The organism is Candidatus Cloacimonas acidaminovorans str. Evry (genome assembly GCF_000146065.2).
Lineage (GTDB): Bacteria > Cloacimonadota > Cloacimonadia > Cloacimonadales > Cloacimonadaceae > Cloacimonas > Cloacimonas acidaminivorans.
Genome location: NC_020449.1, coordinates 2,087,622 through 2,104,298, shown reverse-complemented (window position 1 = coordinate 2,104,298; position 16,677 = coordinate 2,087,622). Strand labels below are relative to the sequence as shown.

General features: G+C 38.4%; 12 protein-coding genes. 1 reads left to right on the top strand and 11 read right to left on the bottom strand.

Annotation, left to right across the window (positions count from 1 at the left end; genetic code table 11):
* Positions 1 to 3: 3 nt before the first annotated feature.
* The 6 genes from CLOAM_RS08425 to CLOAM_RS08400 all read right to left on the bottom strand — a co-directional run bounded on the left by CLOAM_RS08425 (position 4) and on the right by CLOAM_RS08400 (position 7,381).
* Positions 4 to 606 (bottom strand): tetratricopeptide repeat protein, encoded by a 603-nt coding sequence (locus tag CLOAM_RS08425; RefSeq protein ID WP_015425479.1) that lies wholly within the window; start codon positions 604 to 606, stop codon positions 4 to 6.
* Between the two features lie 18 nt (positions 607 to 624).
* Entirely contained in the window at positions 625 to 2,775 is a 2,151-nt protein-coding gene (locus CLOAM_RS08420; protein WP_044279114.1) for an urea transporter, read from the bottom strand.
* Between the two features lie 32 nt (positions 2,776 to 2,807).
* Positions 2,808 to 4,157, bottom strand: coding sequence for an alanine racemase (locus CLOAM_RS08415; protein WP_015425477.1), 1,350 nt, complete (start codon positions 4,155 to 4,157; stop codon positions 2,808 to 2,810).
* Positions 4,158 to 4,170: 13 nt separating this feature from the next.
* The gene (locus CLOAM_RS08410; RefSeq protein ID WP_015425476.1) at positions 4,171 to 5,238 is read right to left on the bottom strand and encodes an ATP-grasp domain-containing protein; all 1,068 of its coding nucleotides are present in this window, start codon (positions 5,236 to 5,238) and stop codon (positions 4,171 to 4,173) included.
* Between the two features lie 4 nt (positions 5,239 to 5,242).
* Positions 5,243 to 5,491 carry a PqqD family protein gene (locus tag CLOAM_RS08405; protein ID WP_015425475.1) on the bottom strand — a complete coding sequence of 83 codons (249 nt, stop codon included), beginning with the start codon at positions 5,489 to 5,491 and terminating at the stop codon, positions 5,243 to 5,245.
* Positions 5,492 to 5,839: 348 nt separating this feature from the next.
* Positions 5,840 to 7,381 carry a YifB family Mg chelatase-like AAA ATPase gene (locus tag CLOAM_RS08400; RefSeq protein WP_015425474.1) on the bottom strand — a complete coding sequence of 514 codons (1,542 nt, stop codon included), beginning with the start codon at positions 7,379 to 7,381 and terminating at the stop codon, positions 5,840 to 5,842.
* A gap of 195 nt (positions 7,382 to 7,576) precedes the next feature.
* Here CLOAM_RS08400 and CLOAM_RS08395 point away from each other — a divergent pair, with 195 nt between their 5' ends.
* Positions 7,577 to 9,784, top strand: coding sequence for an FG-GAP-like repeat-containing protein (locus CLOAM_RS08395; protein ID WP_015425473.1), 2,208 nt, complete (start codon positions 7,577 to 7,579; stop codon positions 9,782 to 9,784).
* A gap of 72 nt (positions 9,785 to 9,856) precedes the next feature.
* On the opposite strand, the gene CLOAM_RS08390 is transcribed toward CLOAM_RS08395, so the two are convergent.
* From CLOAM_RS08390 to mtnA, 5 genes are all read right to left on the bottom strand, one after another.
* The gene (locus CLOAM_RS08390; RefSeq protein ID WP_015425472.1) at positions 9,857 to 12,124 is read right to left on the bottom strand and encodes a xanthine dehydrogenase molybdopterin binding subunit; all 2,268 of its coding nucleotides are present in this window, start codon (positions 12,122 to 12,124) and stop codon (positions 9,857 to 9,859) included.
* On the bottom strand, positions 12,121 to 13,596 hold the full coding sequence (locus CLOAM_RS08385) for a xanthine dehydrogenase small subunit (RefSeq protein WP_015425471.1): 1,476 nt from the start codon (positions 13,594 to 13,596) through the stop codon (positions 12,121 to 12,123). The genes CLOAM_RS08390 and CLOAM_RS08385 overlap by 4 nt, the downstream gene beginning before the upstream one ends.
* Before the next feature lie 119 nt (positions 13,597 to 13,715).
* Complete coding sequence (gene smpB, locus CLOAM_RS08380) at positions 13,716 to 14,144, bottom strand: SsrA-binding protein SmpB (protein ID WP_015425470.1); 429 nt, start codon at positions 14,142 to 14,144, stop codon at positions 13,716 to 13,718.
* Positions 14,141 to 15,460, bottom strand: coding sequence for an amidohydrolase (locus CLOAM_RS08375; protein ID WP_015425469.1), 1,320 nt, complete (start codon positions 15,458 to 15,460; stop codon positions 14,141 to 14,143). Before CLOAM_RS08375 ends, smpB begins: the two co-directional genes overlap by 4 nt.
* Entirely contained in the window at positions 15,457 to 16,491 is a 1,035-nt protein-coding gene (gene mtnA, locus CLOAM_RS08370; RefSeq protein WP_015425468.1) for an S-methyl-5-thioribose-1-phosphate isomerase, read from the bottom strand. The genes CLOAM_RS08375 and mtnA overlap by 4 nt, the downstream gene beginning before the upstream one ends.
* Positions 16,492 to 16,677 lie beyond the last annotated feature (186 nt).

The window sequence follows — 16,677 nt, the reverse complement described above, 5'->3', positions numbered from 1 at the left end:
TAGTTATTTGAATATCTTAGAATATTCCTTTGCCATAGCAGAATCGGGAGCATATTTCTTTAAGATTTGATAATGCTGGCGAGCATTTTCTATATCCTTGGAAAGGTACAGATTGTTTACCAGATAACCACGCGATTCCATATCCCAAGGGAATATATTAACAATTCTTTGATAATAATCTGCTGTAGCTCTATAATTTTGAAGCATATAGGTGGAATAAGCAGCTTTACTGAGAACAGCTATATTCTGAGGAAAATTCTGCAGAATATGCTCTGCTTGATTATGGGCTTCATTCCACATCCCTAAAGCTAATTGACAATTCAGAATACCAGTTTGTGCATCCAAGGAAGGATATAGGTTATTGGATTTCTGATAGTTTTTCATTGATTCATTATAACTCCCTAAGAGATACTGCAACCAGGCAATGCGTAAAATGTAAAATTCGTCATTGGGATCGTTTGCACTTAGGTCTTCCATAATTTGTAGTGCACGCGTATAATTTCTGGCGGTCTCAGCATTATAAGAATCAGTAATAGATGCCTTACCCTGCCCCAGAAGAAACCCTGCAGCCAAGATAAGGAGACAGGGTAGAATAATTCGTTTCATGATATAACTCCTTATTTATTAAATTGTTTCGGCTTTTAGTAAGGTTTTTTTACCCTTCTTTAGTTCCAAAGCCGCTAATCCCTTATATTTTTCTATACTTACATTTCCTGTTCTGTTTCTATATGGAATACCCAAAATACGGTATGTGATATCGCTTTCTACTTCAATAAAATCTGAATTGACCTTTATTTTACTGTGTACACAAGCAGAAAAAAGAGGAAATAAGGGGCTGAAAAGTAATACTATATGCCGTAACGCAGGACTGATAATTACAGAAAGAGCCGGTTCATCAGATAAGTAGATTTCCTGTTTTTCACTGTATGGTAGACGGGAAATTAACAAAGCAAAAGCTGTAAGAGCACTTTTACGATTTCCTTTTAAAGAAAGAGCATTATAAATTCCATCATAAACGCTGAAGCTCAGGTCGGTATGTTTAGTAGATTTAATGGTGAAATTGCCCCAAAGATCAAGATGTACTTTCCATAATTCGGTGCTTTGTTTTTTACCGCGGGTAACTTTTAGCTGCTGTTCGTTTTGCTGTTGTAAAGCTAAAATACTTTGTAAATGGGGTTCTGCTACTAATGCAGAAAGAGTTTCTTTTTCCTTGGGAATACCACTACCGATAAATTCAAGGGTTTTATCTTCCTTGATAAGTTTGTAGTTAATTAAATGTGATAGACGGGTTGGACTGCCGGGTTCAATTCCCAATTGAACTTGAAAATGTAAATGCGGAACTGCTGAGCGTCCTGAATTTCCTAATTGAGCAATACAATCCCCTTTTTGAATATAATCGCCAACTTTAACTCTGATGCTACCCTGTTTGAGATGTGCATAAAAAGAGTAAAGTCCGTAGCTGTGAGAAAGGCAAACATAATTACCCCAATTCTCCTTAGTATTAACCTGGCCAATAGGATTATCCGCTACTCCTTCACAAATTTTAACTACAGAACCTGCCGCTGAAGCAAGAACCGGTTTACCGAAAGAAAAATAGTCATTTAAATTATTGTTTTCTTTATCGTAGTTTCTCCCTTCACTATTCAGCATTTCAAAATCCCAAGCATAAGCCCAATCCAATTTATGAGTATAGATCCCATTGTTTCCTTGAGTGATAGTCCACAAACCATTTAGAGGCATAGCAAATTGAGGGATACCTAAATGGCTAAACCTTTTATAGCGTTCCTGATAGGTCTGCAAAGCCAATTCGGGATTGAAAACACCATAATCATTCATTACAGGTTTATCCACTTTCAGCCGTAAACGCAAACTGAAAATTACTAGTAAAACAACTATATTGAACGGAAAAGCAAAAACTGGAACCGCCAGAGGGGTATATAAGCCAGTAAAAGCATTGTAGTAATAATATACAACATTGAATAAGGCAGTAAATAAAAAGCCAATTCCGGTTGCAATTAACCCAATCAAAATGGAACTTTTACCTGGCAAAAGATATATTCCCGCAACGGCATACATAATTAAAATAGCATTAAAACCTGAATAGAAAACTCCGCTTCCTGGTTGCACACCCGCCAAACGCATTAATATATAATTTAGCGTCCATCCTAAAAGTGCTAAGCCAAATCCGATGCGCGTAATTATTAGTAAAGCTATAGAAACTAAGATGCCTGCAGAAACTTCCGGAGTAAAAAAGATAGAACCCAAAGAAATAAAGAATAAACGCCAAAATTCAGGTAACTTGAGTGTCGGACTGAAAAGCAGTATTTTATCAAATGGATAATTGGATAAATACCCTTTGCGAGCAAAATAATACCATAAAAGTATAGCTACTATGGAAAAAGATAAGCTCATTGAAGGTAAACGGAAGAATTGTTGAAAAAGATAGCTGCTAAACAAGTATAGTAAAAGAGTGAAAAGAGAAACTAACAGCAGAAAACAAAGATAATTTATAGATGAACTGCTGATAATTTGCATCGGATAGTAATAACCAACCATCATACCTGCTAAAAGTGAATTGAAAGCAGTTATCCCACTACTTGATTCCCAATGCTCAAAGCCCAAAATTCTTGCTGCCAAAATTGCCACAATTAAAGAAAATAAACCAGATAAACCTACAACAGGAGATAGTAAAGTAATCGTAAGCAACATCAATCCTAAAAGCACTGAATCCGAAAACAAAATTGTGGCATAGCTATCTGGAATAGCTAAAAACACAGACCCCACAGACCGGAAAAATCGTGACCAGTTCATATTTGCCGTAAGTGATCTGGAATATATTCTCGGGAAGTTAGATCTGAAAGATCTTCTTGGGAACGAATAACATCTACTTCACCGGTTTCGTTTATTAGGCAGACATTGGGACGATATTCTATAAACTGCATCCACTGAGTTACATTATAAGCACCAACAGGTGAAATAATAACTGTATCGCCATAATAAAGATCAGGAAAAGGCATTGCACTTCTAATTACATCAATATTCATACACAGAGGACCATAGAAAACGGTGTTTTGATAGGTTCCTGGAAATGGTTTGGTAGGTAAAACGCGTTGTTTATACCACCAGGCAGTGATGTTTATATTCACTCCTGCATCCAAAATTACAGCTCGCTCACCTGTGGGAAGATTCTTTTTGCCAAGAACACTGGCAATAAGATAACCCGATTCATCAATTAACACCCTTCCAGTTTCCAAAATTAAACGGGGGTGATATTCTTTCACATAATGAGAAGCATTAAAAGCAGTTCCTATTGCCTCAGCATACTGTTCAAAAGATGGTGAAGCCAATTCTCCCGGAGTGTATTGATCAATTAGAGTATTATTCGAAGCAAAACCTCCTCCCATATCTATATAATCCAATACAATACCAAAATTATCCTTAATAGTTTGAGCGAAATTTAGAAGTTTGGTAGCTGCCCAATAATAAGCATTGGGATCTAAAATAAAAGTGCCAATATGGGTATGCAAACCAACCAGCTGAACTTTGTTTCCGGAAATAAGACGCTGCACTGTTCGATACGCTTCCCCATTTTCATAATTAAAGCCAAAACGAGTCCACATTGGACTAATCCCTGTATCCATATTTACGCGAATAGCAACTTTGGGTTTTATGGCAAGCTCTTCGGCAATATTTTCAATTTGATACAGTTCTTCTAAGTGATCAATATGTATATAGGCACCTTCCTTAATAGCTATTTGCAAATCTTGCTTGCGTTTAGAAGGGCCATTAAAATATATCCTGTTTCCAGGAATGCCATTACTCCTGGCTTTTTCATATTCCATTCTACTAACTACTTCTGCCGGGGCACCTTCCTGATGAAAAATATTACAGATAGCAGCCAAATAATTAGTTTTATAGCTCCAAACAATATCTACTTTAGGATAATGAATACGGATTGTTTCCAGCAAACGCCGGTAGGTTCGTCTAATCTGTTTTTCGGAAAAAACAAACAAGGGTGTTCCATACTTCTGTACTAAGGTCTTAATCGGAACTCCATCTATGTTATCTTGATGTCGGACAACCGTTGTGTGGGCATATTTATTAAGATTTCCAGAGCTATTACGTTCAATGTAGGGAGCAGTATAATGTTTTTTCATTTTATTTCCTCTTTTATTTATGCATTCTTATCAGTTCGCCATTAACTGAAATCTCACCCAGAAGGTTTATGTCACTAATTATATCTTCTGAATGACGGATAAAAAGAACTCCAGGTTTAAAAGGAGGCAATTCCTCAATTATTTCACCCAAAGCAAGTAAAACTGTTGCCGCAGGTTGATTTTGGCCACTACCTTCCGCTAAACGAACCCAGGCAGGAAAACGAGGATTAATTTCCAGTAAATGAAAAGCACCCTCTTTATCCTTGATAATTTCCAGTTCGCAGGGCCCACGCCAAGAAAGAATCTGGATTATTTTACGAGCAAACTTTTCCAGAGCAGGATTGTTTACTACTACCCCTCCAAAACCTTTACCCTTATCTGTTATAACCAGTTTACGCTGTGGAACCATCCCCAGGCAGTTTCCTTTGCCATCCCCTACAATAACAACATTAAATTCATCACCTTCCATAAGTTCTTGCATAATAACCGGTAAGCCCCATTTTGCCTGCAGTTCCCAAAAATACTTTTGCGCTTCTATAATATTATTGGCTCTATATGCTTCGTAGAGACGACCCTTAATAAAAACCGGAAACTCTATGTCTTGAATTGCTTTGTTTATTTCTGCAACACTATTTAAAAGGACGGTCTTAGGAACAGCAACATCTTTGGAAGTAAAATATTGAAATAGTTTGCTCTTATCACGCAGGTTAAATTGCTTTTCTGTGCAGATAAATGTATGAATACCAAGTGCATTAAGCTCCTTGTGTAAGCGGATATAAAGCGGAATCTCAGAATCCAAAGTTGGAATAATCACATCAATTTTACTTTTGGAATGGATATAATTCAAGCGTGTTAAAAATGATTCTGCACCGGTAGAAGGATAAGGCATTTGATAAATCTCGTCTGCTATATCATCTAAATATATTCCAGATTCCATTGCATCATAAACAAAGCCGATTATTTTACCTTTAAAACCAGCGGCTCTAAGAGAACGAATTACCGGAATTCCGGGTTGAGGATTATCACCTGTTTTAAGACCAGATACAGCAATGCTGATCTGTAAATCATTTAATTGCAGCATACTATTAGTCCTCTATCAAATTCAACGCTTTGAGCATTGCCATAAAATGATCTACATCACTAATAGCATTTTTTTCAGTTACCTCATACTCTTCTGTTAAACATTTTATAATTTCGTCTTGGGTAGCTCCTGATTGCAATTGCTGTAAGACAAAGAGGCCTGTTTCGTTTACAGTGTAGCTTATCCCGTTTTCAGGATCAAAAACAAAGCCATTTTTGTTTACAGCAAGGGTCATTAGTTGGTCTGTGTTCATTTTTCCCTCAGCAGTTTATTTTTAGGATATGATAATTTGTATCCCGCTTATTTAGTATGTATATTATGCAAATATCAAGCCAATTTGATCGGAAAAAAAAGGATAACTTTAAGGAAATATCGTAATTAGCAAGTTATAAAGGGGAGTTACAAAAGCTCCTATCTTACCTATATATTGTGAATAATTTTTTTTATAGCTCATAAAGCTAATGCCAAAATTGTTTACTATCCCAATTATGGATTCACCCTACAGAAAATCATAGTTTTTTTTCTCTCTGTCCTCTGCCCTCTGCTATAATAATCTGTTCATCCGTTAAAATCTGTCTAATGCGTTTTCTATCTCATCAATTCAGCTCCAGTATTTTCTATCCAGAGTGCGATATTGAATTGCTTCGCTGATATCGTCAGAGATTATATCTTTGCGTCCTTCCAGGTCTGCAATAGTTCTGGAAACCTTTAGTATTCTATCAAAGACCCTTGCCGAATAGCCCATTTTATCTATCGCATTTTGCAGCAGTGCATTACTTGCATCATCTAAAATGCAAAACTTGCGTAACTGCTTAGAATTCATCTGGCTGTTATTAAAAATTCCTGTCCCCTTAAAACGGTCATGTTGAATGGCTCTGGCTTTATTTACTCTGGCTCTGATATCAACTGACTTATCTCCTGTAGGCAAAGAAGCCAAATCCGCATAGCTGACAGAAGGAACTTCCACATGGATATCTATTCTATCTAAAAGTGGTCCGGAAATTCTGCTCCGATAACGCAAAATTGAACCCCATTCACAGTTGCATTGATGATTGGGAATATTGGAACCAAAATATCCGCAAGGACAAGGATTCATACTGGCAATCAACATAAATTCCGCTGGAAAAGTTAAACTGGATGCTGCTCGGGAAATTGTAACTACCCCATCTTCAAGCGGTTGACGCAAAACTTCCAAAACCACTCTTTTGAATTCCGGAAGCTCATCCAAAAATAAAACTCCCCTATGCGAAAGAGAAACCTCTCCCGGTTTAGGAAAAGCACCTCCTCCAATTAAGGCAACATCACTAATCGTATGATGAGGCGAGCGAAAAGGTCTGGTGGTTAAAATACCATTGCGAAAATTTTTGGAATAGCCGGCTACGGAATGAATTTTAGTTGCTTCCAATGCTTCTTCCAGATTCAATTCCGGCAAAATTGTCGGAACTCTGCGGGCTAACATTGTTTTTCCACTTCCCGGAGGACCAATCATCAAAACATTATGACCTCCTGCTGCAGCAACTTCCAAAGCACGTTTCACTTGAAATTGACCTTTCACATCACTCATATCCACGGGAAAATCGTTTAATACCTGAAAAATCTTCTCCCGGTCTACATTAGCAGCCATAATCTCTGTTTCTTTACAAAGCCAACTGACACATTCTCTTAAAGAGGTAACAGGAATAACATTCAGACCTTCAATAATGGCTGCTTCTTCGGCATTTTCCAGAGGAACAATAAGAGTATCTATACCTTCTTTTTTGGCTGCCAGAGCAATTGGCAAAACACCTGCTACAGGACGAACAAATCCATCCAAAGAGAGCTCGCCAATCATCGCAATTGTATCGTAGTCAATAATTCTAAAAATCTCGTTGCATTGCAAAATGGCTAAAGCAATAGGCAAATCCAAAGCTGCGCTATCCTTTTTCAAATCCGCTGGAGCAAGGTTTATTGTATAATGTTGGGTACTAATTTGATAACCGGAATTCTTGATGGCAGCAATAACTCTGTCCTTGCTTTCTTTAACAGCATTGGAAGCCATCCCTACAATGTTCATCGGATTAAAACCGGTTCCAATATCTGCTTCTACCGAAATCTGATAGGCATCTATTCCGAGAGTAGTGTACGAAAGAACAATTCCAACCATATCCTTTTCCTTAATATTTTACAAAAACCATAAAAAAAGCGGAATGTGACAAAGTCAAGGAAAAAGATTGTTTCACCCAGACCTATTTTCCTTATCTACTTTATATATATATCCGCAATTCAATATTAAGCAAATGATTGACAGTAAAATAGGGATAAAAAATAATAGTTTAATACTCTCTTCAGGAGGAAAAAAATGAAAAGGACTTATATATTTATCGGTATCCTTTTTCTGGCTTTATGCCTAAATGCTCAGCCCTGGGAAATGGATAACAGCGTTTTCAATCCCAGTGGAGTTCCCAGTTTTTCTTTTTCCCAACCCCGATTTATGGATTTGGATAGTGACGGTGATTTTGATTTTTGGCTGGGAAATACAAACCGTCCTCCACTTTACCTGCAAAATAATGGAACTGCTACAAATCCTGTTTTTGCGCCAGGACCTGACCTTTTATCCGGAATTCCTTATCTTGCTTCAGAGATTGCTGTTTCGGCAGATATGAATGGTGACGGCATTTTAGATTTAGTGACCGGGGGTTTTTCCGGTTTACATTTGTTTTTGAATAGCGGAACTAATGCTAACCCTGTTTTTACTGAAAGCGGAGGTTATTTTTCTGGTTTAAATGTGGGTTTGAATCCTGTTCCTGATGTGGCGGATGTTGATAATGACGGTGATCTGGATTTGGTGGTTGGTTTAAGTGAAGATGGCAGTGTAATTATATATTTCAACACCGGTTCTGCTGCTGCAGGGAATTTTAGTGAAAACAACTGTCAACTTCTTGGTGATATTGGTCTTTATGCTTATCCGGTTTTTTGTGATTTTGATTCTGATGGTAAACAGGATATTTTATGCGGAAGAGATGCTTTTGGTTTTGTTTATTATCAGAACATAGGAACTGCTACAAACCCTGTCTGGGAGGAAAATAATACTCTTTTTGCCGGTTTGGGAATGTCTACTTACTGGAATTCACCTGATTTAGTTGATCTAAATGGTGATGGACTATATGATCTTGTATATGGAACTGCGGCAGGTCCTTTGCAGTATTATGTGCATAATGGAACGGCAGAAAACCCTTCCTGGCAACAAAATACATCTCTTTTTGGAGGTGTTTTGGATGTTGGAGGTGCCAGTAATCCTGTTTTTTATGATTTTGACGGTGATGGTGACTTGGACTTAATCAGCGGTAATCAACTTGGCTATGTAAAATTTTATCGGAATACAGGAACTGCTTATGCTCCCGCCTGGCAGGAGGATAATTCATATTTTGCTAATATTCATCACTCTATTTATTCTGCTGTAACAGTTGGTGATGTAGATGCAGATGGTTTACCTGATGTGATTTTGGGTGATCTGAATGGGGGACTTTATTTTTACCATAATACCGGAACAGGGTTAATTGAACAGTCAGGTGTTTTGCCTGCTGTTTCTGTTGGCGGATGGTCTTGCCCGCGTTTAATAGATATGGATTTTGATGGTGACCTGGATTTAGTGGTTGGTAACGAAGCAGGTAATTTGTTTTATTATCAGAATAATGGCACTCCTTATAGTCCTTTATGGGAATTGGTAAATGGCTTTTTTGGAGCAATAGATGTGGGCTCCGATTGTGTTCCCACCTTTGCAGATGTGGATGAAGACGATGATTTGGATATGGTTACTGGAAACCTTTTTGGGGAAGTTCAATGTTTTTTACGACAAAGACAGCTTTGGGTGGAAAATACAACTTTATTCAGTGGCATTGAAACCGACCAAAATGCTGCTCCTGCTTTAGTGGATTTAGATCACGACGGTGATTTTGATTTGGTTTTAGGCGATTATGATGGCACTTTCAAATTTTTCCGGAACTTAAAATACTCCGGTTCTGTCTTAAATCCTCCCCAAAACCCAATTTTTATTATAGATGGTGAAGTTACTGTTACTTGGGAAGAACCTCTAATAGGAAGTACTTCTCCCTTTGAGCATTATAAGATTTATCTGGATGGTGTTTTTTGCGGTTCCACAACTGAAAATATCTGGGTCTTTTCCGGATTGGACACAGGTGTTGCTTATTTGGTTAGTATCACGGCACAATATGTTGCAGGTGAATCATTACCTGTAACCCTGGAATTTATAATTACGGGAAATGATGATCAAATAGTTCAGCCAATTACTTTAACCAATTACCCTAATCCCTTTAATCCTTCTACAACGATAAGCTTCACAATTCCTGCAGGTTCTAAAGGAACTTTGGAGATTTTTAATGTGAAAGGACAAAAAGTTCGCGTCTGGAATTACCTTCCTTCCGGAGAACACAAAATTGTTTTCAATGGCTGTAATGAACAAGGATTGCCACTACCTTCGGGAGTTTATTTTGGCATAATGAAAACGCAAAATAGAGTTCAGATTAGAAAAATGGCGCTGGTAAAATAAGCTATGAGGCCAAAAGAGAGAACTCGCAACTAAAGTCATTCCTCATTTCCCGGGGGGCTTACGCCGTCATCGTTATCTTTGTATCAGGGATTCGGGAGTGGCAGGAAAGCTAAGTTCTTTTTCCGGATTTGCTTCTTTGAATGCGGACTGCAAAGCAAAAAAGACAGAAAGTCCATAAATAAAAGGTGGCTCACCAATTCCTTTAGAGCCAAAAACACTTGCCTCTTCAGTGAGGGAGGGAATTATTTCTATAACCAATTTTTCGGGTAAATCGCGAATATCGGGAATTTTATAGGTAGAAGGATTGGCACTGAGGTAAACCCCTTTTGCATCATATTTCAGGTCTTCCATAGTGCACCAGCCAATTCCTTGTAAAACAGCTCCCTCAATTTGTCCGCGGTCAATTGCCTCATTTAAGGAATTTCCGTTTTCGTGAACAATAATCAGTTTGCGAACTTTATGTTCTCCCAGCAAAGTATCCAGTTCCACTTCTGCTAAACCAGCTCCATAAACATAATAGTGGAAAGGATGCCCCAAGCCCTTTTCTTTATCAAACCACAACCCGGGAGTTTTATAATAACCGTAAGCAGCTAAAGGAACTCTTTCCGAATGGGCAAAACGAACCAATTCTTCAAAACTTACGCAGGTTTCAGAATATTCTTTACCAAAGACCCTGTTGTCCTTGAAAACAATATCTTTAATGTCTATTGTTTGGTTATATTTCTGCTGAATTAGCCGAACTGCACAATGAGCTAAATTGTCTTTAATTTTTTCTGCAGCAAGGCGTGCTGCATTGCCATTGATATCGCTTCCTGTAGAAGCAGCTGTAGGTGATGCATTTCCAATTCTTTGAGAATTACTGCTTTCCACTCTAATTTTGTTTACCGGAATTCCCAAAACCCGGGAAACGACGATTGCTACTTTTGTAGAAAGTTCCTGACCCATTTCCACTCCTCCTGTAGAAACGGAAACGCTACCATCTATATAGACCCAAACCAAAGCAGAACCTTGATTCATCAGGGTAGTAGTGAAAGAAATGCCGAATTTTACAGGAGTAATACCAATTCCGCGTTTATAACGACAATTGTGTTTATTGAATTCAGCCACTTCTTTCCGGAGTAAAGCGTAGTTTGCTTTATCTGCCAATTTGGCGAAAATATTATTTAACTGACTCTGCGTTATTTCTTGTCCGTAAGGAGTTAGTTGTCCATTCTGATAAGCATTCCTTTTGCGTATTTCCAAAGGATCAAGCTCTAACTGAGCGGCAATTTTATCCATTATGTTTTCAATTACAAAAATGCCCTGAGGAGCTCCAAAACCACGAAAAGCCGTATTAGGAGGTAAATTAGTTCTGCACGCATAACCCCTAATGCGAATATTAGGTATAAAATAAGCATTATCGCTATGAAACATAGCCCTTTCCAAAATGGCTATAGAAAGGTCGGTATAAGCACCACCGTTGGCTAAAAGCAATAAATCGTAAGCCAATATTTTGCCTGTTTCATCATAGCCAACTTGCCACAGAGAAGTGAAAGGATGCCTTTTACCTGTGTAGTGCATATCCTCATCCCGAGTGAGCTTTACTAAAACGGGTTTTTGGGTTAAAAAAGCACCCAAGGCAGCCATACAAGCCCAAATTGTAGCTCCGCGTTCTTTTCCGCCAAAGGCACCCCCTAAACGGGGAACTTCTATGATTACATCATTTGCCGGAATCCCTAAAACCCGGGAAGCAACTTCCTGAACTTCCATTGTGCTTTGAGTAGCTGTCTGCAAAGTGATTCTATTGCCCTCAAAAGGAATAGCCAAACAGCGTTGACCTTCCAGATAAAAATGTTCCTGACCTGTAGTTGCCGTTTTGCCTTTCAAGGTGTAAGGGGCATTTTTTAAGGTATTTTCTATATCTCCGCTTTCTATTTTGCGTTCGGGAATATATCCCTGTTTTTTACTGTAGGCATCTTCAGGAGCAAAAATGGCAGGTAATTCCTCCAATTTCAGAATAATCTTTTTAACTGCAAGTTCCGCTATATATTCATCTTCTGCCAGCACCATTGCCAGTGGCTGACCTACATACATAATTTCCTTTTCTGGGAAAAGGGGTTCATCCTTAATAACTGTGCCTATTTGATTTATCCCAGGAATATCGGCAGAAGTGATAACTTTCACCACACCCGGCATTTTTGCAGCGGCAGATATGTCTAATTTGGTGATAAGGGAATGCGCTACAGGAGAAAAGAGAAATTTGGCATAAAGTTCTCCCTGTAAAGGTGGTTCATCAGCTATAAAATGGGATTTTCCACAAAGATGCAAGGTTCCTGAAAGATGATATGTCTCCGAGTTCATTTTTCTTCCTCCTGTAGTTCCTGCAGATATAAAATAAGATGATTGCGGATTAGTTCTCTGCGAAATAAGGCAGTTCCGCGAATATCGGTTAAGGGTTCAAATTCACTTTCCACTTCTTTTATAATAACAGCTGGATCAAGAGCTTTAATTTGTTTACTTTTCAATAGTTTTGGGAATTTTCTGGAAAGGAGCGGTAAGGCAGCAACCCCACCTATTGCCAATGCGGAATTTGTAATCCGTCCGTTTTTATGTTCAATATTTACTGCGGTAATCACGGAAGAAATATCCACACTCTTGCGTTTGGCTGATTTAATGGTTTTTACATAATTGTCTTCAGTTAGCGGAGGAATAATGATTTCCTTGATAATTTCTCCCTTTTGCAGAGCTGTTTTGTGGTAACCTAAAAAGAAATCTTTTAAGGGTAAATGCCTCAATTCCAATTTGGATTGCAGCCACAAAGAGCTATTTAAAACCATTAAAAGAGGTATAGTATCCCCCACAGGTGAAGCATTGGCAATATTGCCTCCCAGAGTTCCCAAATTGCGTATCTGCCGTGAAGCAATTTGGGCAATAAGATTATGTAAAACAGGAAAATCGGTCTTTACGATTCCGGATTCCCAAAGCTGATTGTAGGTTACTGCAGAACCAATATGCAAACCATCCTGCTGCAGATAAAGACGGTTGAGTTCCGGGATTTGGGTAAGGTCTATTAAAAAGGGAAACTCCTTCCGGTTAATATTTTTCTGCACCATAATATCCGTTCCGCCTGCAATAAAAACACTTTCCGGATGTTCGGCATAAAGGTCAAAAAGCTGTTTAGTTGTAGTTGGGATTAAATAGCAGTTAACCTGTTGGGGAATATCTGTTTTAGTAACCAACATTGCCTCTTTTGGGGTAAAACGGAATAAATCCTTTTCTACTTCTCTACACCAGGCAGGGACTATATCTTTTACACTTTGGTTGGCGGCAAGTTCATCCACTGCATTTAATATACTTTGATAAGTGCCACAACGGCAAAGATTTCCTTCCAGAGCAGATAAGGTCATTTCTCTATCGGGGTGTGGCTGCATAGCAAACAAAGCAAATAAACTCATTACTAAACCGGGAGTGCAATAACCGCATTGAATAGCGTGATTTGTTAACAGGGCTTGCTGAATGGGATGCAATTTTTCCGGAGTGCCCAAACCCTCAATGGTGATTAAGTGTTTACCGTGTAATTTGGCTGTAGGATAGAGGCAGGAGGTTATTGCCTGATAAGTAATTATGCCTTCAAAAGGGTAGGCAATAACAACTGTGCAGGCACCACAATCACCTTCATTACAACTACATTTTGTTCCATAGAGCTGTTTTTGAGTATGCAGCCAATCCAGAGTAGAAAGACCGGCAGGAATATCTGCAGTAATCTTTTCTCCGTTCAGGAAAAAAGTAATGCGGTTTAGGTGAGTTTCAAATGGGGTAACTTGATTTTCCATATACTTTCCTTTTCTTAGGAAGAACGATATCCTCGTCGTTCATTTTTAACCGTGTTAATATCTTTTCCGATAAATTCTACTGTTACGGTATACATATTTTTCTTTAGTTGACGAGGACATCAACCTTCCTGGTCTCTTTCCAGGTCTTTTTTGCGCATAACTTCTCTTTTATCATACGCCTTTTTCCCTTTAGCCAAAGCGAGGGTTATTTTACAAAGTCCTTCATCATTGATGAATAACTCCAAAGGAATAAGAGTCATACCTTGTTCTTCCACTTTGGTTTTTAAGCGTCTTATTTCGTGTTTATGCAACAGCAGTTTCCGTTTGCGTTCCGCTTCGTGATTAAAGTAGGCAGCTTTTTCCCAGGGACTGATATGCAAATTATGTAGCCAGCATTCTCCATCTTCAATTTTGGCATAGCTATCCTTAAAATTCACTTTTCCGGCACGAATGGATTTTATTTCCGTTCCTTTTAGGGCAATACCTGCTTCCAGGGTTTGGATTATAAAGTAATCGTGCTCAGCACGGCGATTTTTGATGGTTTTCATTTTTCTGTTGCCTGTAAAATCATTTCCTTATACTCAGCTGCCTTATCCAGAATCTGCTGTTCATTTACATTGCAGAGTTGGCGGTTTTGCATTACTATTTTTCCCTGAATAATCATATCGCGAATGCTGTGACTGTTTATGGCATAAACCAAAAGCGAATAAGGATTGTAAACGGGACTATTTTCCAGTTCCTGTAAAGAAACAACAGCAATATCGGCAATTTTACCTGTTTCCAGTGAGCCAAGTTCTTTTTCTTTACCTAATGCCTTTGCCGCATTGATGGTAACAAAAGCGAATGCCTCTTGAGCGGGAAGCATTGTAGGATCATTATTCAGTGCTTTATGCAGTTTGGCAGTTACAGACATTTCTGTAAGTAAATCCAAATTATTGTTACTGGCAACTCCATCGGTGCCTAAACAGAGATTGATGCCTTTTTCCTGATACTTTTTAATAGGGGCAAAACCGGAACTGAGTTTCAGGTTACTTTCTGTGCAAATAGCAATACTGCTAAGCCCTTTTTCTGCTAAAAGTTCCATTTCCTCTTCCTCAATCCAAATTCCATGAGCAAAAATACCTCGCACCTCTAAAAGACCCAATTCTTTCAAATATTCCACAGGTTTCAATTTATGAATTTTAAGGCAATTCTCTACTTCTTCCCTAATTTCGGAAAGATGAGTATGAATTAGGATGTTATTATCCTTTGCTATCTTAGCACAGGTTTTCAGGGTCTGAGCACTACAAGCATATATAGAATGAGGAGCTAAAGTAAAATCAATAAGCGGATTATCTTTATATTCTTCTTTCAGCTGAGTAATTCTTCTTCCGATAGTGTTATCTCTATATTCTTTTGGGGATTCATTATCAATCAACGCTTCACTGATAAAAACCCTTAAACCGACTTGGGAACAGGCATCCGCTATAGAATTCATACAAAAATACATATCGTTGGTAGTGCTGATTCCGTTTTTAATCATTTCACTGGCACCGTGAAGAGTTGCATCATACACCAATTGTGGTTTTATCAGTTTTGCTTCCAGGGGCCAAATATATTTCTGCAGCCAAGTATTTAACGGCAGGTCATCTGCCAAACCGCGAAAATAGGTCATTGGCAAATGGGAATGCATATTGATTAAACCGGGAATAATAAAACAATTACGGGTATCTATTTTCTGCTTTGCTTCGTAAGAGGAACTGCCAATAGGGAAAATAGCCTGTATCTTACCATCTTTGATAGCTATACAGGATTGTGACAAAATCCTGTTTTTGTCATCCATAGTAATTATAGAGCCACCTTCCAAAACGATGTCAAAAATCATATCTGTACCTGCCTGGCTGCATCTTTGGGCTTAAAAATACCTTTGGGAGTGATTATTCCAGTGATAAGTTTGGCAGGAGTTATATCAAAAGAAGGATTTAATGCCGGTGAACCTGGATTGGCAAGATAGGTTCCGTTGATGCGTTTAATTTCATCTTCATCCCGAATTTCAATAGGAATATCGGCTCCTTCTTTAGTGGTTAAATCAAAAGTGCTAAAAGGTGCCGCTACATAGAAAGGTACTTTATGTTCTTTGGCTAACACTGCCTTTTCATAAGTGCCTATTTTATTAGCTATATCACCATTAAGGCAAATTCTGTCGGCACCGGTTATCACCAAATCAATCTCCTTTTTCCAGAAATAAAAACCGCTAGCGCTATCTGTAATTATCGTATGCGGAATGCCTTCCTGTTCCAGTTCAAAGGCAGTTAAGCGTGCACCTTGAAAACGGGGACGGGTTTCATCCACATAAACAAATATATCCTTATTTTGTTGATGGGCAATCCGAATTACAGCTAAAGCAGTTCCCCAATCTACAGTTGCTAACGCACCTGCATTACAGTGAGTTAGAATACGAGCTCCCTGAGGAACTATTTCACTGCCTATTTTGCCTATTTGATAGCAGTCATCAATGCTTTTTTTGGCAAATTCCCGTGCCGCTAAAATAGCTACCTGACGCGAATGCCTATAATCAGGAATAAACTTGATGGTTTGTTCATAAACATAATTAACCCCATTGCGAAGATCAATGGCTGTAGGACGCGTAGCTATAAGTTCATCTCTGGCAGTTCGTAAATAGGCACGGAATTTTTCCTCCGGGGCATTTTGAGCTGCCAAGGCAATGGCATAAGCACCTGCAGCTCCAATTGCAGGAGCTCCGCGAACGGTCATTTCTCTGATGGCATCACAAATTTCCAGATAATTACTGTATTCCGCAATGCGGAATTCAAAGGGTAATTTATTCTGGTCTATCATTTTAACCCGTTCGTTTTCAAACCATACCGAAAGGTATTGTTTTCCGTCTATTTGCATTTATTCTCCATTTTTTAGGACTGCTGTATATATTAGTATTACTTTTCACCTTTATCCTTCCTGCACCAGCAGGAATCTAAAACTGCATAAATGCATTTTCCGTAGATGGCGGTTATTTCGTCAACATCTTTCTTATTTTTTCTGTAATTCTTGGAAATTAAAAATATTTCTTGCCAGAATGATAGT

Bases quoted from the DNA above. Each gene is read 5' to 3' on its own strand.
- CLOAM_RS08425 (WP_015425479.1), bottom strand. From the start codon at position 606: ATGAAACGAATTATTCTACCCTGTCTCCTTATCTTGGCTGCAGGGTTT.
- CLOAM_RS08415 (WP_015425477.1), bottom strand. From the start codon at position 4,157: ATGAAAAAACATTATACTGCTCCCTACATTGAACGTAATAGCTCTGGA.
- CLOAM_RS08410 (WP_015425476.1), bottom strand. From the start codon at position 5,238: ATGCTGCAATTAAATGATTTACAGATCAGCATTGCTGTATCTGGTCTT.
- CLOAM_RS08405 (WP_015425475.1), bottom strand. From the start codon at position 5,491: ATGAACACAGACCAACTAATGACCCTTGCTGTAAACAAAAATGGCTTT.
- CLOAM_RS08400 (WP_015425474.1), bottom strand. From the start codon at position 7,381: ATGGTTGGAATTGTTCTTTCGTACACTACTCTCGGAATAGATGCCTAT.
- CLOAM_RS08395 (WP_015425473.1), top strand. From the start codon at position 7,577: ATGAAAAGGACTTATATATTTATCGGTATCCTTTTTCTGGCTTTATGC.
- CLOAM_RS08390 (WP_015425472.1), bottom strand. From the start codon at position 12,124: ATGAACTCGGAGACATATCATCTTTCAGGAACCTTGCATCTTTGTGGA.
- CLOAM_RS08385 (WP_015425471.1), bottom strand. From the start codon at position 13,596: ATGGAAAATCAAGTTACCCCATTTGAAACTCACCTAAACCGCATTACT.
- smpB (WP_015425470.1), bottom strand. From the start codon at position 14,144: ATGAAAACCATCAAAAATCGCCGTGCTGAGCACGATTACTTTATAATC.
- CLOAM_RS08375 (WP_015425469.1), bottom strand. From the start codon at position 15,460: ATGATTTTTGACATCGTTTTGGAAGGTGGCTCTATAATTACTATGGAT.
- mtnA (WP_015425468.1), bottom strand. From the start codon at position 16,491: ATGCAAATAGACGGAAAACAATACCTTTCGGTATGGTTTGAAAACGAA.